At 66.8% G+C, this 16,406-nt stretch carries 20 protein-coding genes and 2 tRNA genes; 10 read left to right on the plus strand and 12 right to left on the minus strand.

Going from position 1 to position 16,406, the window contains the following annotated elements; all coding sequences use genetic code 11:
- Positions 1-193 precede the first annotated feature (193 nt).
- Entirely contained in the window at positions 194-2,194 is a 2,001-nt protein-coding gene (locus C454_RS06615; RefSeq protein ID WP_004973903.1) for a DUF460 domain-containing protein, read from the plus strand.
- Positions 2,195-2,248: 54 nt separating this feature from the next.
- On the opposite strand, the gene C454_RS06620 is transcribed toward C454_RS06615, so the two are convergent.
- Together C454_RS06620 and C454_RS06625 are read right to left on the minus strand one after the other, a co-directional pair.
- Positions 2,249-2,437: a hypothetical protein gene (locus C454_RS06620; RefSeq protein ID WP_004973904.1), complete on the minus strand. Its 189-nt coding sequence runs from the start codon at positions 2,435-2,437 to the stop codon at positions 2,249-2,251.
- Between the two features lie 81 nt (positions 2,438-2,518).
- A complete protein-coding gene (locus C454_RS06625; protein ID WP_004973905.1) occupies positions 2,519-2,830 on the minus strand; it encodes a hypothetical protein in 312 nt (103 codons plus the stop codon).
- A 162-nt stretch (positions 2,831-2,992) separates the two neighbouring features.
- Here C454_RS06625 and C454_RS06630 point away from each other — a divergent pair, with 162 nt between their 5' ends.
- Positions 2,993-3,979, plus strand: a complete 987-nt coding sequence (locus tag C454_RS06630) for a tyrosine--tRNA ligase (protein WP_004973906.1) — start codon at positions 2,993-2,995, stop codon at positions 3,977-3,979.
- Positions 3,980-4,066: 87 nt separating this feature from the next.
- Positions 4,067-4,894 carry an alpha/beta hydrolase gene (locus C454_RS06635; protein ID WP_004973907.1) on the plus strand — a complete coding sequence of 276 codons (828 nt, stop codon included), beginning with the start codon at positions 4,067-4,069 and terminating at the stop codon, positions 4,892-4,894.
- A gap of 22 nt (positions 4,895-4,916) precedes the next feature.
- Here the strand turns inward: C454_RS06635 and C454_RS06640 are convergent, their stop codons facing one another.
- Complete coding sequence (locus C454_RS06640) at positions 4,917-5,096, minus strand: DUF7470 family protein (RefSeq protein WP_004973908.1); 180 nt, start codon at positions 5,094-5,096, stop codon at positions 4,917-4,919.
- 105 nt (positions 5,097-5,201) lie between these two features.
- Between C454_RS06640 and eif1A the strand changes: the two genes are divergently transcribed.
- From eif1A to C454_RS06665, 5 genes are all read left to right on the plus strand, one after another.
- Positions 5,202-5,492 (plus strand): translation initiation factor eIF-1A, encoded by a 291-nt coding sequence (eif1A, locus tag C454_RS06645; protein WP_004045248.1) that lies wholly within the window; start codon positions 5,202-5,204, stop codon positions 5,490-5,492.
- Between the two features lie 89 nt (positions 5,493-5,581).
- Positions 5,582-6,442, plus strand: a complete 861-nt coding sequence (gene rio1, locus C454_RS06650) for a serine/threonine-protein kinase Rio1 (protein ID WP_004973909.1) — start codon at positions 5,582-5,584, stop codon at positions 6,440-6,442.
- A 93-nt stretch (positions 6,443-6,535) separates the two neighbouring features.
- Positions 6,536-7,078: a KH domain-containing protein gene (locus C454_RS06655; protein ID WP_004973911.1), complete on the plus strand. Its 543-nt coding sequence runs from the start codon at positions 6,536-6,538 to the stop codon at positions 7,076-7,078.
- Between the two features lie 248 nt (positions 7,079-7,326).
- Positions 7,327-8,979 carry a thermosome subunit alpha gene (thsA, locus tag C454_RS06660; RefSeq protein WP_004973912.1) on the plus strand — a complete coding sequence of 551 codons (1,653 nt, stop codon included), beginning with the start codon at positions 7,327-7,329 and terminating at the stop codon, positions 8,977-8,979.
- A gap of 306 nt (positions 8,980-9,285) precedes the next feature.
- Entirely contained in the window at positions 9,286-9,699 is a 414-nt protein-coding gene (locus tag C454_RS06665; RefSeq protein WP_004973914.1) for an ABC transporter ATP-binding protein/permease, read from the plus strand.
- Between the two features lie 192 nt (positions 9,700-9,891).
- Here C454_RS06665 and C454_RS06670 read toward each other — a convergent pair whose 3' ends face one another.
- The 5 genes from C454_RS06670 to C454_RS06690 all read right to left on the minus strand — a co-directional run bounded on the left by C454_RS06670 (position 9,892) and on the right by C454_RS06690 (position 11,428).
- The gene (locus C454_RS06670; protein ID WP_004973915.1) at positions 9,892-10,095 is read right to left on the minus strand and encodes a hypothetical protein; all 204 of its coding nucleotides are present in this window, start codon (positions 10,093-10,095) and stop codon (positions 9,892-9,894) included.
- Between the two features lie 51 nt (positions 10,096-10,146).
- Positions 10,147-10,422 (minus strand): hypothetical protein, encoded by a 276-nt coding sequence (locus C454_RS06675; RefSeq protein ID WP_004973916.1) that lies wholly within the window; start codon positions 10,420-10,422, stop codon positions 10,147-10,149.
- A gap of 407 nt (positions 10,423-10,829) precedes the next feature.
- Positions 10,830-10,903, minus strand: a tRNA-Arg gene (locus C454_RS06680).
- A gap of 17 nt (positions 10,904-10,920) precedes the next feature.
- Positions 10,921-10,993 (minus strand) — tRNA-Arg (locus C454_RS06685).
- Between the two features lie 57 nt (positions 10,994-11,050).
- Complete coding sequence (locus C454_RS06690; protein ID WP_004973917.1) at positions 11,051-11,428, minus strand: YccF domain-containing protein; 378 nt, start codon at positions 11,426-11,428, stop codon at positions 11,051-11,053.
- A gap of 137 nt (positions 11,429-11,565) precedes the next feature.
- On the opposite strand from C454_RS06690, the gene C454_RS06695 reads away from it, so the two are divergent.
- A complete protein-coding gene (locus C454_RS06695) occupies positions 11,566-12,135 on the plus strand; it encodes an AAA family ATPase (RefSeq protein WP_004973918.1) in 570 nt (189 codons plus the stop codon).
- A 2-nt stretch (positions 12,136-12,137) separates the two neighbouring features.
- On the plus strand, positions 12,138-12,554 hold the full coding sequence (locus C454_RS06700) for an RNA-binding domain-containing protein (protein WP_004973919.1): 417 nt from the start codon (positions 12,138-12,140) through the stop codon (positions 12,552-12,554).
- Positions 12,555-12,580: 26 nt separating this feature from the next.
- On the opposite strand, the gene C454_RS06705 is transcribed toward C454_RS06700, so the two are convergent.
- The 4 genes from C454_RS06705 to C454_RS06720 all read right to left on the minus strand — a co-directional run bounded on the left by C454_RS06705 (position 12,581) and on the right by C454_RS06720 (position 16,352).
- Positions 12,581-13,627: a hypothetical protein gene (locus C454_RS06705; protein WP_004973920.1), complete on the minus strand. Its 1,047-nt coding sequence runs from the start codon at positions 13,625-13,627 to the stop codon at positions 12,581-12,583.
- A gap of 66 nt (positions 13,628-13,693) precedes the next feature.
- Entirely contained in the window at positions 13,694-14,254 is a 561-nt protein-coding gene (locus C454_RS06710) for a magnesium transporter (RefSeq protein ID WP_004973921.1), read from the minus strand.
- Positions 14,255-14,836, minus strand: coding sequence for a magnesium transporter (locus tag C454_RS06715; protein ID WP_004973922.1), 582 nt, complete (start codon positions 14,834-14,836; stop codon positions 14,255-14,257).
- A gap of 124 nt (positions 14,837-14,960) precedes the next feature.
- Positions 14,961-16,352, minus strand: a complete 1,392-nt coding sequence (locus tag C454_RS06720) for a signal recognition particle protein Srp54 (RefSeq protein WP_004973923.1) — start codon at positions 16,350-16,352, stop codon at positions 14,961-14,963.
- Positions 16,353-16,406 lie beyond the last annotated feature (54 nt).

A 16,406-nucleotide genomic window follows, 5' to 3' on the forward strand; every position in this document is an offset into this window, starting at 1 on the left:
CACTCTACTTTCAAATAGCCGAGACTTGTTTGTTTCGTGTCAATCGCGGGTCGCGGCGGCGATATCCGCGGCGGCACCGGCGTTGTCGGTGCCAGCGGCCTCGTCGGCCGAGTCGCGCAACCGCGACACCCGAGGCGAGTCGACGCTCGAAACCGGCGTGGAGTATATATCCGGCGCGACCCTAGTCGCCGTCGTGAACGACCGGACGAGTGCGCTCGACTCGGTCGTCTTCGGCGTCGACATCCAGAGCGGCGATATCCGCGGCGACTCGCCGTCGTACGCGCTGGTCGTGTTGGACACCCGAGACACCGAGTCAGACGAGGTCCGAATCGAACGAGACGTGGTCTCTTTCCGCAAGTTACGCCGCCTCATCGAGCGCGACGAACCGCGCGTCGTCGCCACGGACAACATGTACGAGTTGGCGACCGACAAGGACGATTTGGTCCGCTTCCTGCGGTGGCTCCCCCACGGGACGCAGTTGGTGCAAGTGACCGGCGCGGAGCGACCGGAACCGCTCTCGCGGGTCGCCTCGCGTCACGGCGTCCCCTACGGCAAAGACCCGATGAAGGAGGCCGAGGCCGCGGCCCGGCTCGCCCTCGCCAACGTCGGCTACGAGGTCGCCGCCTTCGAGAACACGACGACCGTGAAGGTCTCTCGCGGCCGCTCGACCGGCAAGGGCGGGTGGAGTCAGGACCGCTACACGCGCCGCATCCACGGGTCGGTCAAACAGCAGTCCCGCGAGGTCGAGTCCTCGCTGAAGGAGGCCAATCTCGACTACGAGCGGGACGTGACCGAGAAGTACGGCGGCTACTCGCAGGCGCTTTTCACCGTCGAAGCGCGCCCCGAGGACATCCCCGTATCGACCCACCGCTCGGGCGACACCCGCGTCGAAATCGAGCGCGAGCGCCGCGACGGCATCGAGTTCGAACCGCTCGTGAAGCGCCGCGACCGCGTCATCGTCGGCATCGACCCCGGCACGACCACGGCCGTCGCCGTCGTCGGCCTCGACGGGCGCGTCCTCGACGTGCACTCGACGCGGACCGCAGACACCGCCGCCGTCATCGAGTGGCTCATCGAGCGCGGGCGACCCAGTCTCGTCGCCGCCGACGTCCAGCCGATGCCCGAGACGGTCGAGAAGTTCCGGCGGAGCTTCGACGCCGCCGGCTGGGCCCCCGCGAGCGACATCCCCGTCGACGAAAAGCTCCACCGGACCCGCGACATCGACTACGACAACGACCACGAGCGCGACGCCCTCGCGGCGGCGCTGTTCGCCTTCGACGCCCACGAAGACCAGTTCGAGCGCATCTCCCGGAAGGTGCCCGCCGACGTGGACAGAGAAGAGGTCATCGCCCGCGTCCTCGCCAGCGAGGAGTCGGTCGAGGCCGTTCTCCGCGAGATGGCCGACGACGGCGACGGGGGCGACCCCGACGACGCCGACGAGGAGGCTCACGAGGAGCCCGAACTCACGCCCGAAGAACGCGAGATTCGGGAGTTGCGGTCGCGGGTCGAGCGCCTCGAATCGCACGTCGAGGACCTGAAGTCGACCATCGAGGAGAAAGACGAGACCATCGAGGAGTACAAGCAGGAACTCTCCGACGCCCGCCGCGAGGAGCGCCGCGAGGCCCGCGAGCGCCGCGAAGTCACCCGGCTCGAACGCGAGAACGGCCGGTTAGAGCGGAAGGTCGAATCGCTCGAATCCGACAAGGCGGAGCTCGCAGACAAGCTCGACCAGCTGAAGTCGCTGTGGAAGCTCGACCACTCGAACTTCGCGGACGTGAACACCGACGGGAGTCTCGTGCCCGTCAAAATCGTCGAGCAGTTCACCAACGGCGCGCTCGACCACACCGTCGAGGAGTACGGCATCGCCGCGGGCGACGTGGTCTACCTCCGCGACGCCAGCGGGGCCGGGCGGACAACCGCCGAGCGACTCGCCGAGTTCGACCCCAAGGTCGTCCTCCGGTCGGGCAATCTCTCGGAGGTCGCGGACGAGGTGCTGTTCGAGGCCGATATTCCGGTCGCACCGGCCGACGGCGTGACGATTCAGGAGATAGACGAACTCGCCGTGGCGAAGGAGTCCGAGGTGGCCGCCGCCATCGAGGACTGGGAGGAACGCGCCGAGGAGCGACAGAAGGAACAGCGCGAGGAGATGGTGGACCAGATTATCTCCGAGCATCGCGCCGAGAACCGGCGGTGACCGGCCGAAAGTGAGACGCGCGGACGGACCTCATTCGCGGTTTTGCTCCCGCGGTCACACTCGAACGACTGAGGCGGCTAACAAGAGACCGATAGCCAACGCAGCACCGCCCGAGACGAGGTGGATGACATTGTCGAGGTAGACGCCGGTCCCACTCGACGAGACGAGGTAGGTGAGGAGAGCGAGAAACAGCGAGATGACCATGAGCCATCGACGGATTGGGTTCGCGTCGTCGGAGGGCATACTGACGGGGTGCGTGGCTGTTCATAAATCGGTTCTGGCACCACTGAAGACGATGACGAGAGTCGCGGCCGCCGAGGGTCGTCACTCCACAGTCGCGTCGTGGCCGACGACGACGGCGACCACGAAGTACAGCGCCGCGCCGACGAGCGGCACGAAGAAGGCCAAGGCGGCCCAGAACGTCGCGTTTCGCCCCTTGAACGTCGCGTCCTTGTGGACCCGATAGGGGAGGTAGATGTGGAACGCGAGGAAGTAGACCGCGAAGCCGAGGATGTACGGGAGGAGGTCGCCGCCGCGGACCGACGCCCACATGGCCGCGAGCAGACCGAAGACGACGAGGATGAGCGCGGCGAAGATGATGACGGGCGCACGCGTCGTGTTTCCTGAGTCGGACATCACCCGGAGTTAGGACCGGTGCGTGTTGTCCGTTTCGCCCGCGCGCGGTGGGACACAAGCGTCTACAGATGGGCAAGGCGAGTGTCTCGGGGCTTGACCCCGAGGCGGTTCACGATAATCCCTATCAGAAGTCATATGCCACGTCCCCGACACCGAACAGGTATGGACGCATACGACCTGATCACTCGGAACGCCTCCGAAGTGGTCACGGAGGACGAAGTGCGCGCGCTGGCCGACGACCCCGAGGGCAAGCGAGCGTACGTGGGCTACGAGCCCTCCGGCGTCCTCCACATCGGTCACATGCTCACCGCCAACAAGCTCATCGACCTCCAAGAGGCGGGCTTCGAGGTAGTCGTGCTTCTGGCCGACGTACACGCCTACCTCAACGGCAAGGGCACCTTCGAGGAGATTCGCGAGACGGCCGAGCGGATGAAAGCGCAGTTCATCGCCTACGGCCTCGACGAGAGCCAGACGGAGTTCGTCCTCGGCTCGGAGTACCAGCTCGACGAGAGCTACGTCCTCGACCTGCACGCGCTCGAACTGGAGACGACCCTCTCGCGCGCCGAGCGCGCCATGGCCGAAATCAAGAGCGGCGAGGGCGTCACCGTCGCGCAGGCGGTCTACCCCATCATGCAGGCGCTCGACATCGTCTACCTCGACGTGGACCTCGCCATCGGCGGGATGGAACAGCGCAAGGTCCACATGCTCGCCCGCGACACGCTCCCGAGCATCGGCGAGGAATCGCCGACCTGCATGCACACGCCGCTCATCGCGGACCTCGGGACGGGCATCGGCAAGATGTCCTCCTCCGAGGGCGTCACCATCTCGATGGAGGACACCACCGAGGACATCGAAGACAAGGTCAACGGCGCGTTCTGCCCGCCGACGGCCGACCCCGACCCGACCGACGAGGGCGACGAGCGCGAGAACCCCGTCCTCCAAATCTTCGAGTACCACGTCTTCCCGCGCTTCCAGCGGGTCGTCGTCGAGCGCCCCGAGCAGTACGGCGGGAACCTCGAATACGACGACTACGAGACGCTGGAGGCCGACCTCGAATCCGGCGAACTCCACCCCGCCGACGCGAAGGGCGCGCTCGCGAACTACCTCGACGAACTCATCGAGCCGGGTCGCGCGAAGATAGCCGAGTAATCGCCGCGCCCCCGTAGTTCACCTTCTCGACGACCCGCTACTCGCCGTCTCCCAAACCGATAGAAGCCGCCGACCCGACGGGTCGGTATGCCCCGCTCTTCCGACGTTCCCGTTCATCGAAACCGAACCGTCGCAGACCGCGAGGAGCGCACGCTGACCGCGGACGTGTACCGCCCCGACGCGCCGGCGACCACGGAAACCGAAACAGCCGACTCACCCCGGCCGCTCGTCGTCTTCGTCTACGGCGGCGCGTGGGAGACCGGCTCGACCGGCCAGTTCGCCCGCTGGGCGCTCGACGCCGCCGACGAGGGGTTCGTCGCGGCCGAGGTGTCGTACCGACTGGGTCACGAAGCGCCGTTCCCCGCGCAAATCGAGGACGTGTGCGAGGGTATCGACTGGGTCGTCGACCGCGCCGACGAGTTCGGCATCGACTCCGAGGCCGTCGCCGTCGTCGGTCACTCCGCGGGAGCGCATCTCGCGTTACTGGCGGCGCTTTCGGACGACGAGTTCGGGCGGCGGACCGGAATCGACGCCGCGGTCGGCGTCTCCGGCGTCTACGACCTGCGAGCCGACGACCACGAGCGCGCCGGGGAGTCGCTGCCGCTGTTCGATAGCCGGCCGTCGGCCGCCGAGTTGCGTCGGTGTTCGCCGATTACCCGCGTCGGCGGCGACGCTGACGCCAACTCGGAAAACGGCCCCGACGCCGACGCGCCGCCGACGCTGTTGCTCCACGGGAGCGATGACTCGGTCGTCGCGCCGGACCAGAGCGCCCGGTTGGCGGACGCCCTCGACGCGGCCGGAAACGAAGTCGAGTACGACGCCGTCGGCGCGGCCGACCACGTCTTCTTGCACTCGTCGTACCACTATCCTGCGGTCCGAAAGCGGGTGTTCTCGTTCCTCCACGAGCGCCTGTGAGACGGCGCGGTACCGGCGGTTCTCAGGCCATGCCGAACATCTTCATGACGCCCTCGGCGAGGCCGCTGGCGACGAGGCCGAGGCCGGCGACGACGAACGCGAGCCCCGCCGCGACGACGGGAGCCTGATAGGCGACGATACCGATACCCAAGAGCAAGGAGACGACGCCGGCGATACCCTTCGTGCCGAGTTTGTCGAGCATACCACGACGGCGTTTCGGGACCGCCCTAAACGCGTCGTTCCGTCCGACGCTTCCTACCGGCCGAACGTCGGCGGATTTAACCATGCCCACGTCGAACGCTCGCGCATGAGCGACGACGAGAACGAGAGCCGCCGAGACCTTCGAATGCCGAACGACGACGAAGTGTTCGCCGTCGTGACGAACATGCTCGGGGCCAATCGTATTCGCGTCCGCTGTGCCGACGGCGTCGAGCGGACCGCTCGCATTCCCGGACGGATGCAGAAGCGAATCTGGATTCGAGAGGACGACGTGGTGCTCGTCGAACCGTGGGACTGGCAGGACGAGAAGGCCGACGTGAGCTGGCGCTACGAGAAGTCCGAAGCCGACCAACTCCGCCGCGAAGGCCACATCCAGTAACGCGTTCGAGACAGCGCCGACTGTTCGCCGAGCGACACCGAAGCCGGAGCCTGTGCCCTTTTCATCTCGCCTCTCGTAGCCCTAGTCCAATGACTGACGAGTTCGGCATGGTCGAACCCCAGGAGGGCGAGGCGTTCGGCGACGAGTGGGAGGAGATAGACGTCTCCGACGACGAGGCGGACCGCATCGCGCGCCGCAAGGACCGCGACTTCGACGAGTTCCGGATGCGGTTGAAGGACGCCGACCAGTTCAAAGTCGAGCAGTCGGTGTTCGACGACGCGACCTTCGCCGCCATCTACAAACTCGTCCAAGACGGGTACATCGACGCGTTCGGCGGGCCGATTTCGACCGGGAAGGAGGCCAACGTCTTCGAGGCGCTCGGCGGCGACGACTCGGACGTGGCGGTCAAGATATACCGCATCAACGCCTCCGACTTCCGGCACATGCGCGACTACCTCGAAGGCGACCCGCGCTTCGAGAACATCGGCCACGACAAGGGGCAGGTCGTCCGCGCGTGGGTCAGAAAGGAGTTCGCCAACCTCGAACGCGCCCAGCGCGCCGGCGTCCGGGTGCCGAAGCCCATCGCGGTCCAGCGGAACGTCCTCGTCATGGAACTCGTCGGCGTCGTCGACGACCGGGCGCGGCGGCTCTCGGAGGTTCGCGTCGAGAACCCCCAGACCGCCTACGAGGTCGTCCGCGAGTACATGCGCCGACTCCACCGCGCCGGCCTCGTCCACGGCGACCTCTCGGAGTACAACCTCATCATCCACGAGGGCGAACTCGTCGTCATCGACCTCGGGCAGGCCGTCACGGTCCACCACCCCAACGCCGAGGAGTTCCTCCGGCGGGACTGCCGCAACGTGGCCAACTTCTTCCGCCGACAGGGTGCCGACGCCGACGGCGACTCGCTGTTCGAGTTCGTCACGGCCGACGAGAGCGAAGACGAGTAGAAACGTAGACCCGCCACGAGGCGGGTGTGAGACCCACACACGCGGCGACCCGCCGAGCGAACGCTTAAACCACTCCGACGGGTATCGGGAGATATGCAGCACGTCAAGGTGCCGCAGGACCGTATCGGTGTTCTCATCGGCGAAGGTGGCTCGACGCTCCGAGAGATAGAGAGTCGCGCGGAAGTCCGACTCGACGTTGACTCGGAGAACGGCAGCGTCGCCATCGACAGCGTCGGCGACCCCGTACTCGGCATGGTCGCCCCCGACGTGGTTCGAGCGGTCGGCCGCGGCTTCGCCCCGGAGGACGCGATGGCGCTCCTCGACGACGACATGATGATGTTCGAACTCATCGAGATAGACCGGCACACCCGAAACAAAAACGACATGCGGCGGCAGAAGGGCCGCCTCATCGGCGAGAACGGCCGCACCCGCGAACTCATGGAAGAGCTGACCGGCGCGGACGTGGTCATCTACGGCTCGACGCTCGGCATCATCGGCCAACCCGAGGAGGTCGAAGTCGTCCGCCGGGCCGTCGAGATGATTCTCGACGGCGCGCCCCACGGCGCGGTGTACTCCTTCCTCGAACGGAAGCACAACGACCTGACCCAGGGCTTCAACGTCCGGCAGAACAACTGAGACGCCACCGCCGACGAGTCCACCGCCGACACGGCACTCGCCCGCATCGTCTTTTCACCGCACTCGCTCCGAGAGTGGCGAGACCGCCCGCCGAGAACCACGGATAAACCCGCGTAATCGACCGCCGTCACCGGGTCTCGACCACCCCACCGTGTTGCGTTTTGGCATACCAATAAACGAAGCTTTTTTATAGAATCACAAACAATCAGGCGATGACTATGAGCCAGCGAATGCAGCAGGGTCAGCCCATGATCATTCTGGGCGAAGACTCGCAGCGCACATCCGGTCAGGATGCGCAGTCGATGAACATCACGGCCGGGAAGGCCGTCGCAGAGGCCGTACGCACCACGCTCGGCCCCAAAGGGATGGACAAGATGCTCGTCGACTCCGGCGGGCAGGTCGTCGTCACGAACGACGGCGTCACCATCCTCAAGGAGATGGACATCGACCACCCCGCGGCCAACATGATCGTCGAAGTCTCCGAGACCCAGGAGGACGAGGTCGGAGACGGCACGACGACGGCCGTCATCATCGCCGGCGAACTCCTCGACCAGGCCGAGGAACTCCTCGAATCGGACGTCCACGCGACGACCATCGCGCAGGGTTACCGCCAGGCCGCCGAGAAGGCCAAGGAAGTCCTCGAGGACAACGCCATCGAGGTCACCGAGGACGACCGCGAGACCCTCACGAAGATCGCCGCGACGGCGATGACCGGTAAGGGCGCGGAGTCCGCGAAGGACCTGCTCTCCGAACTCGTCGTCGACGCCGTGCTGGCCGTCAAGGACGACGACGGCATCGACACGAACAACGTCTCCATCGAGAAGGTCGTCGGCGGCACCATCGACAACTCCGAACTCGTCGAGGGCGTCATCGTCGACAAGGAGCGCGTCGACGAGAACATGCCCTACGCCGTCGAGGACGCGAACATCGCCATCCTCGACGACGCGCTGGAAGTCCGCGAGACCGAAATCGACGCGGAAGTCAACGTCACTGACCCCGACCAGCTTCAGCAGTTCCTCGACCAGGAAGAAAAGCAGCTGAAAGAGATGGTCGACCAGCTCGTCGAGGTCGGCGCCGACGCCGTCTTCGTCGGTGACGGCATCGACGACATGGCGCAGCACTACCTCGCGAAGGAGGGCATCCTCGCGGTCCGCCGCACGAAGTCCTCCGACCTCAAGCGTCTCGCCCGCGCGACGGGCGGCCGCGTCGTCAGCAGCCTCGACGACATCGAGGCCGACGACCTCGGCTTCGCCGGCTCCGTCGGACAGAAGGACGTCGGCGGCGACGAGCGCATCTTCGTCGAGGACGTCGAGGACGCGAAGTCCGTCACGCTCATCCTCCGCGGCGGCACGGAACACGTCGTCGACGAGCTCGAGCGCGCCATCGAGGACTCCCTCGGCGTCGTCCGCACGACGCTCGAAGACGGCAAGGTCCTCCCCGGCGGCGGCGCTCCCGAGACGGAGCTCTCCCTGCAGCTCCGCGAGTTCGCCGACTCCGTCGGCGGCCGCGAGCAGCTCGCCGTCGAGGCGTTCGCCGAGGCGCTGGACATCATCCCGCGCACCCTCGCCGAGAACGCCGGTCTCGACCCCATCGACTCCCTCGTCGACCTGCGCTCGCGCCACGACGGCGGCGAGTTCGCAGCCGGCCTCGACGCCTACACGGGCGAGGTCATCGACATGGAAGAAGAGGGCGTCGTGGAGCCCCTCCGCGTCAAGACCCAGGCTATCGAGTCCGCGACCGAAGCCGCCGTCATGATTCTCCGCATCGACGACGTCATCGCCGCTGGCGACCTCTCCGGTGGCCAGACGGGCGGCGACGACGACGAGGGCGGCGCGCCCGGCGGTATGGGCGGCGGCATGGGTGGCATGGGCGGCATGGGCGGCATGGGCGGCGCAATGTGAGCGCCCCAGTAGGCCACCACACACCCACCCCCTGACCTCGCATCGACTCGAATCGTCGGCCGAATTCATCCCGTTTTTTGCGGATTCACGCCCGTTAGCGTCTGCTTTGTTCGCTCGCGCGTCGGTTGGGACGCCGTTAATCGAGCGCCCGCATCGCATCGTCATCCGACACCACGAAACGGTCGGTGTATCGGCAACTGATCCGTTGCGGAAGTTGACAAATCTCTATAAAACGTCCGGTACGGTTCGTGAACCGTCGGTGTTCGTCTCTATACTTATCTCCCGTGGCAGCATCTGTCAGGATGTATGTCCCCTCCCGAGCCCTCGGCGGACGCCGCCGCCTCGGACGCGACCACGCCCGCGAGTCGACCGCCGTTTCTGGCCGTCGTCGCGCCCCGCATCTCCGAGGCGACGGCGCTCGCGACGACGCTCCTGCCCGGTGTCGGCCTCGTAGTCCGCGCGCCCCGTAGTGCCTCCCCGTCGAACCTCCGCGCTACCCTCGCCGCGATGCGGCGGGCCGACGCCCCGCTCGTCGTGGCGACAGACAGCGCGGCCGCCGTCCGCGACGCCGACCGCGTCCACGTCGCCGACGGCGGCGTCGTCGTGGAGTCTGGCGCGCCGGACGACCTCCTCGCGGTCCCCGGCGTCTACGCCCGGCGCTACGGTACCGAACTCGGCGCGAACTTCGCCGGCCCGGGAAAAGACGTCGACGACGAGTGACCGTCGGGCCGACGCTCGTTCCTCCGGTTCGCCCCAACGTTCACCACCGTTCCCGTGGTAGCGGTACGTATGGGAGACAGGGCGTGTTACCGCGAGTTCTGTCCGGACTGCGACGCGCCGGTGACTATCGTCGACGACGAGTGTCCCGAGTGCGGGCGGGAACTGGCGCTCGTCTGAGAGACGGCGGCGGCGTCACTCGGACACTCGCGCGTCGATGTGGTGGACCGCGTGCGGAGAGAGATACCGGCCGCCCGGGACCTCGACCCAGCCGTTGACGAGCACGCGAACCGGCCCCTCGTGCAGCACGGACTCCATCTCGGCGTCGCCGTAGACGACCGCGTCGTCTATCGTCTGTTCGAACCGACCTCCGAACGGGGAGTCGGACGCGAAAACCATACAAGAGACAACTCGCCGTCACGTATTGAGAATAACGGCGAATCCCGGCGTTCACGACGATTCGGAAGCGTCTGCACCCGCGCGACGAGCGAGGAAATCGACTAGCGCCGACACCACGAGCAGGGCCGCGACGAGTTGGAGGCCGCGGGAGACGTCCAGTCCGAGCGACGCCGCGATGCCGAATCTGTCGATGACGTAGAGCGTCGCGGCGACGAGTCCCAGACTACCGAACAGGGGTCTCGCGAATCGGCCGCCGAGGCTCGTCGCGAAATTGTAGGCGGCGACGCCGAAGACGACCGCCGCGGCGACGATGCCGAGAACGTCCATGGGAAGTGTATCGTACCTCCCGACCAAGAAAATGTTGGATTTATAACTAAATTGGCCCACACGTATCCGAGCGTGCGCCGATAGTCGTCGGGGCAGAGGTAGTTCAGTGCTGTTGAGGGCGAACCCGCCGACGCTGTCGCTCGGCGGACAGTCACAGCAACAGAGCGCGACGGAGCAGACATCAAAAGAGCGCGACGGAGCAGACATCAAAAGAGCGCGACGACCAACGAAAAGAGCGCGACGGGATTNAGTCACAGCAACAGAGCGCGACGGAGCAGACATCAAAAGAGCGCGACGGAGCAGACATCAAAAGAGCGCGACGACCAACGAAAAGAGCGCGACGGGATTGAGCAAACGCGAAGCGTTTGCGATGTCCGTCGCGCGAGCGAGGAGCCGAAGGCGACGAGCGAGCGCGACGGGATTCGAACCCGCGACCATCGGATTAGAAGTCCGACGCTCTGTCCGACTGAGCTACGCGCCCTCGATGCCCACAAACCNGAGCGCGACGGGATTCGAACCCGCGACCATCGGATTAGAAGTCCGACGCTCTGTCCGACTGAGCTACGCGCCCTCGATGCCCACAAACCGGCCCTGCAAGAAAAACGAATCGGGTTCTACCCGTCCCGACCTACCCGTCGAACCGGTACAGCGACGTGACCGCAGGGAGCCGGTTGAGCATCCAGATGCCGACCGGGAGGCCGATGATGGTGAGCGTGAACAGCACCGCCACGTTCGCCCAGACCCAACTCAGCCACCAGCCGACGAAGACGAAGTAGACGGCTCGAACGACGACCGACCGCTGGCCGCGGCCCGAGTCGGGGTCGAGTCGGGTTTTCGGCTCTTTCAACGACAGCACCGTCGGCACGAGGTTGATGAGCGCGACGCCGAGCGGGATACCGATGACGGTCGCGTTCAGGAACCACGCGACGTTGACGACGGCGGGCGTCGCCCACCAGCCGACGAAGACGAACCAGATGGCGCGGACGACGAACGAGCGCTGAGACATACGCGTAGTACGCGGGCCGAGGCGAAAAGCGACGGGGTGGCGGAGTCCGCCGGGCCGGCGACGAGAGAGCGGCGAAACCCGCCACCCGGAGCGACGTGAAGGGAGGCTTTAACAGCGCCAACGCGGTAACACCGGCTATGAGAGTCATCGGGACGGTCGGCCTGCCGGGAAGCGGCAAGGGCGAACTCGCCGAGGTGGCCCGCGAAGCGGGCGTGCCCGTGGTGACGATGGGCGACGTCATCCGCGAGGAGTGTCGCCGCCGCGGGCTCGACCCCGCGACGGACCACGGGAAGATAGCGACCGCGCTCCGCGAGGAAGAGGGCGACGACGCCATCGCCGCGCGGTCCCTGCCGATGGTCGAAGAGCACCTCGAATCGAACGACGCGGTGCTCGTCGACGGGCTCCGGTCGGGCGTCGAACTCGACCGCTTCCGGGAGGCGTTCGGCGACGAGTTCGTCCTCGTGAGCGTCGAAGCGCCGTTCGAGACGCGCGCCGCGCGCCTGCTCGACCGCGACCGCGACGACAGCGACACCGACGTGGAGGCGCTGAAACAGCGCGAGCGCCGCGAACTCGACTTCGGCATGGGCGACGCGATGGACCGCGCCGACGTGGTCATTCAGAACACCGGCACGCTGGCGGAATACCGCGAGACCATCGCGAAACTGTTCGAAGAGGGGCCCGAGGCGGTCGCGGAGGCCGACGCGTGAGCATGATTTACAGCGTCGACGTTCGCATCGAGGTGCCCGTCCGCGACACCGAGGTCACCGACCGCGTCGGCGACGCCGTCGAGAACATCTTCCCCGGCGTCGAACTCGAACACGAACCCGGAACGCTCGTCGGAGAGACCCACGAACTGGAGCGCTTCTCGGAGCGCCTCCACGAGCAGGCCATCCTCGACACCGCCCGCCGCGAGTTCGCGAAGCGCCGCGACGACGACGGCTTTTCGTTCGCGCTGAAAAAGCAGGCCGCGTTCAAGGGCGTCGTCAACTTCTCCGTCGGCAACCCCGACGAACTCGGCGACATCGAGGTCCACGTGACCGTCCGCGACCCCTCCGTCGACGAGGTCATCGACTACATCGCGCCGCCGACCGAAGACGGGCGACCGGTCGACCCGAACGACCGCTGAGTCGCAGACGACGTCTTCTCGGCCGCTCAGGCGACCAGCAGCGCCACCGCGACGGCGATGAAGACGATTTTCAGCCCCGTGTTGACGGCGATGACCTTCGACCCGAACTCGGGGCCCCAGATGCCGTACTGGAAGGGAATCGACCGCTTGAACGTCGAGACGGCGAAGGAGATGATGCCGCCGATGAGCATCGTCGCCACGGCCTGCTTCGGCGTGAACGTCTCGCCGATGGCCGGCGCGATGGTCGCCGCGCCCGTCGTCGTGTCGAACGCGAAGGCGACGACGACGGGAACCGCCGCGCCCGGCAGGCCGACGAGGTTCGTCAGCGGGCTGGCGAGCGCCGCGAACGATTCGAGGTCGGTCGTCCGCAGGAGGAGCGTGACGGCCACGTAGACGACCGCGAGTCGCGGGACGATGCGCCGCAGTTTCTTCCACGTGCTCCGAGCGGCGTCTTCGAGCATCTCTCGGAGGGAGTCGTCGGTGGCGTCCGCGTCTGCGGCGTCCGCGTCGACTGAGTCGGTCGTCTCGCCGTCCGAAGTGGCCGCCGCGTCAACCGCGTCGACCGCGCCGCCCGAGCCATCGGTCTCGGCGACGGCGACCGGAGTCGTGTTACGGTCCGAGAGGAGCACCGCGCCGGCGACGACGCCGGTCGCGGTGATGGCGAGCGCGATGGCCGCCCGCGCGCCGACGTACATGAAGCCGACCTCGCGGCCGAGGATGGGGATGAGCACCGGCCAGTAGAAGGTGAAGATGTGCTGGACGAAGCCGAAGAACGTGTTGATGGTGACGGCGACGAGGGTCGCCCGGTCGTCGAGGACGCCCGACTCGCGGAACTCCGCGAGCATGCCGTAGCCCGCCGTCGTCGAGGCGGCGGTGGTGACGATGGCCGTCCCGACCTCGTCCGGGAGGTTCGCGGGGCTCGTCAGATACCGCGAGAGCCCGGCGATGCGCTCGACGAGGCCGAAGGCGACGACGAGGTTCGCGGCGAAGACGCCCACGGCGATGTAGGCGGCGATGCGCGCGACTCGCGGGAGCACCTCGAACAGCACCGGGAGGACGGCCGACGACTGCACGAGCGAGGGTCGGTTCCGAGCGAACTAATCGGCGTCGGTCGGCGGGAGGCGGTTCGAGCGTCGGGGTCAGACGAGCACCTGCGCCACCCCGAACAGGACGACGACGCCCAGCACGTCGCAGACGTTGGTGACGACGGGGATGACCACGTCGTCGGGGTCGAGGCCGAACCGGTAGGCGACGTAGGTCGCCGAGAACGTCACCAGAACCGCGAGGACCGCGAGCGAAATCCCGCTCGACAGGGCGACGATGACGACCGTCCGCAGGGCCAGCGACGTGTCGCCGGAGACGAGGAACGTGGCGACCCACGCGCCCGCGCCGATGACGGGGAAGACCGTCACCGCGAGGGCGAGCGTGGCGACGGCGTTCCCCGCGAGTTCGTCGTCGCGGGGCGAAAACGAGAGCGTCCCGAGGTGGAACGACGTGGAGAGTCGCGCCGCGAGAACGCTCCCGAGGTTGCCCGCGGTCCCGATGGTGACGGGGACGAGCACGAGAAGCGACGGGTATCGGAGTAGCTGCGCCTCGAAGCTCCCGAGGACGAGACCGCTGCCGAGTTCGACGAGCGTGAGCACGAGGAGCACCGGGAGCATCGCCCGCGTGATGGCGCGAACGGTCCACTCCGTCGGCACTCAGAACACCCCCGCGACGGCGAGGACGGTTCTGACGGCGATGAGCAAAAAGAGGATGCCGAACACGTCGCCGGTGGTCGTCACGACCGGGCCGACGATGGTGTCGGGGTTGCGCCCGCGGCGATAACCCGCGAAGACGACGCTGACGACGACGACGGTCAGGACGATGCCGGAGAGCAACCCGGCGACGATGGCGACGCCGACGAGAATCGGGAGGGGCGCGACCCGACTGCCGAGAAACGTGAGGAGGAAGTACGCCACGACGGCGGCGAACGTGCTCGTGAGCACGCCGTTGGCGAGCGCGGCCGTCGCGGCCGCCCGGAGGCGCTCGTCGCCGCCGGTGACGCGGGGTTCGATGAGCCCCTGGTGGAGCGCGGTGGCGATGCGAGCGCCGAGCGAGCCGTAGACGTTCCCGCGGGTCGCCAAGAGCGCGGGGACGAGCACGAGAAGCCCCGGCACGGCCCGGAGTTCGGCCCGCATCCCGCCGAGGACGACACCGGCGATGAGGCCGCCGACGAGGCTGGCCGCGAGCGCGGGCAAGGCTTCCTTGTAGGCCTCGACCGCCACGTCTCGCACGGTCATTGTGGGGTGCGACGGCCCCGAGCGTTAAAAGTCGGCGGTATCCCGGCGAGCCGCGAAAACTGCGGGCTGTGGCGTCGTGGAAGTAGAAGCGCAGAAAACGAGAAACAGAACGGGAACTGCGAAGTTAGAACGGACCCATGCCGCCGAGGCCGCCCATGCCGCCGCCGCCGTCCTGATTCTGGAGCTTCTTCATCATGCGCTGCATGTCGCCGTCGCCCATGTTCTGGAACTGCTTGATGGTCTGTTCCATCATGCGGTGCTGTTCGAGGAGCTCCTGAATCGTCTCCTCGTCCTGTCCCGACCCCTGCGCGATGCGCTTGACGCGGGAGGCACCGACCTTACGCGGGTTCTCCAGTTCCTCTTCGGTCATCGAGTCCATGACGACCTCGAACGCGCGCATCCGGTCTTTCGTCACGTCCATCGCGTCGTCCGGTAGCTGGTCTTTGATGCCGCCGCCGAAGCCCGGAATCATGTCGAGCACCTGGTCGAGCGGCCCCATCTTGTTCATCGCCTCCATCTGCTTTTGCATGTCCTTGAGGGTGAAGTTCCCCTTCATCATCTCCTCGGGGTCCCAGTCCTCGTCTTCGGCCTGGGTCTCGGACATGGCGCGTTCGACGCGCTCGGAGAGCTGTTTCAGGTCGCCCATGCCGAGCAGGCGGGAGATGAAGCCGTTCGGCTCGAAGCGCTCGATGTCCTGAACCGTCTCGCCCATGCCGAGGAAGGCGATAGACGAGTCGGTCTCGTTGACGGCGGTCAGCGCGCCGCCGCCCTTCGCCGTCCCGTCGAGTTTGGTGATGACGACGCCACCGATGCCGATGGACTCGTCGAACTGCTGGGCCTGTTCTTTCGCGCCCTGCCCGATTGCCGCGTCGAGGACGAGCAGGTTCAGGTCGGGCTGAACGACGCCCTCAATCTCCTCGATTTCGGCGATGAGGTCGTCTTCGAGCGCGTGGCGACCGGCCGTGTCGACGATGTGCACGTCGGCGTCCTCGGTCGCTTCGAGACCGTCGCGGGCGATTTGGACCGGGTCGTCGCAGTCGGGGTCGCCGTAGAAGTCGACCTCGGCGCGCTCGCACATCTGCTTGGCCTGGTCGTACGCGCCGGGGCGGAAGGTGTCGGTCTGGATGACCGCGGGGCGAAGCCCCTTCTTCGAGAACCACCACGCCATCTTGGCTGAGGTGGTCGTCTTCCCCGACCCCTGGAGACCGGCGAGCATGATGGTCTGCGATTCGAGCGGAATCTCCGTCGATTCGCCGATGAGGCCGACGAGCTCCTCGTAGACGATTTTCAGGACGTGGTCGCGCGCGCTCGTGCCGCCCGGCGGCTCTTCTTCCAGCGCGCGGGTCTTGATAGAGTCCGAGAGGTCCATGACGAGGCTGACGTCGACGTCGGCGGAGAGCAAGGAGCGCTGTATCTCCTTGACGATCTCCTGAACGTCGTCCTCGTCGAGGCGGGACTTCCCTCGCAGTTTATCGAGACTGCCGCGGAGGGAACTCCCGAGATTGTCGAGTACCATTGTCCCTTCCTACGCCGTCGCGTCGGTAAAGGCTTTATCCGTCGCGTTGAGCGC

It is taken from the genome of Haloferax gibbonsii ATCC 33959 (assembly GCF_000336775.1).
GTDB lineage: Archaea > Halobacteriota > Halobacteria > Halobacteriales > Haloferacaceae > Haloferax > Haloferax gibbonsii.

Excerpts from the sequence above, each read along its gene's own strand:
- C454_RS06620 (WP_004973904.1), bottom strand. The coding sequence starts at position 2,437 with ATGCCCTCCGACGACGCGAACCCAATCCGTCGATGGCTCATGGTCATC.
- C454_RS06625 (WP_004973905.1), bottom strand. The coding sequence starts at position 2,830 with ATGTCCGACTCAGGAAACACGACGCGTGCGCCCGTCATCATCTTCGCC.
- C454_RS06630 (WP_004973906.1), top strand. The coding sequence starts at position 2,993 with ATGGACGCATACGACCTGATCACTCGGAACGCCTCCGAAGTGGTCACG.
- C454_RS06635 (WP_004973907.1), top strand. The coding sequence starts at position 4,067 with ATGCCCCGCTCTTCCGACGTTCCCGTTCATCGAAACCGAACCGTCGCA.
- C454_RS06640 (WP_004973908.1), bottom strand. The coding sequence starts at position 5,096 with ATGCTCGACAAACTCGGCACGAAGGGTATCGCCGGCGTCGTCTCCTTG.
- eif1A (WP_004045248.1), top strand. The coding sequence starts at position 5,202 with ATGAGCGACGACGAGAACGAGAGCCGCCGAGACCTTCGAATGCCGAAC.
- rio1 (WP_004973909.1), top strand. The coding sequence starts at position 5,582 with ATGACTGACGAGTTCGGCATGGTCGAACCCCAGGAGGGCGAGGCGTTC.
- C454_RS06655 (WP_004973911.1), top strand. The coding sequence starts at position 6,536 with ATGCAGCACGTCAAGGTGCCGCAGGACCGTATCGGTGTTCTCATCGGC.
- thsA (WP_004973912.1), top strand. The coding sequence starts at position 7,327 with ATGATCATTCTGGGCGAAGACTCGCAGCGCACATCCGGTCAGGATGCG.
- C454_RS06665 (WP_004973914.1), top strand. The coding sequence starts at position 9,286 with ATGTCCCCTCCCGAGCCCTCGGCGGACGCCGCCGCCTCGGACGCGACC.
- C454_RS06670 (WP_004973915.1), bottom strand. The coding sequence starts at position 10,095 with ATGGTTTTCGCGTCCGACTCCCCGTTCGGAGGTCGGTTCGAACAGACG.
- C454_RS06675 (WP_004973916.1), bottom strand. The coding sequence starts at position 10,422 with ATGGACGTTCTCGGCATCGTCGCCGCGGCGGTCGTCTTCGGCGTCGCC.
- C454_RS06690 (WP_004973917.1), bottom strand. The coding sequence starts at position 11,428 with ATGTCTCAGCGCTCGTTCGTCGTCCGCGCCATCTGGTTCGTCTTCGTC.
- C454_RS06695 (WP_004973918.1), top strand. The coding sequence starts at position 11,566 with ATGAGAGTCATCGGGACGGTCGGCCTGCCGGGAAGCGGCAAGGGCGAA.
- C454_RS06700 (WP_004973919.1), top strand. The coding sequence starts at position 12,138 with ATGATTTACAGCGTCGACGTTCGCATCGAGGTGCCCGTCCGCGACACC.
- C454_RS06715 (WP_004973922.1), bottom strand. The coding sequence starts at position 14,836 with ATGACCGTGCGAGACGTGGCGGTCGAGGCCTACAAGGAAGCCTTGCCC.
- C454_RS06720 (WP_004973923.1), bottom strand. The coding sequence starts at position 16,352 with ATGGTACTCGACAATCTCGGGAGTTCCCTCCGCGGCAGTCTCGATAAA.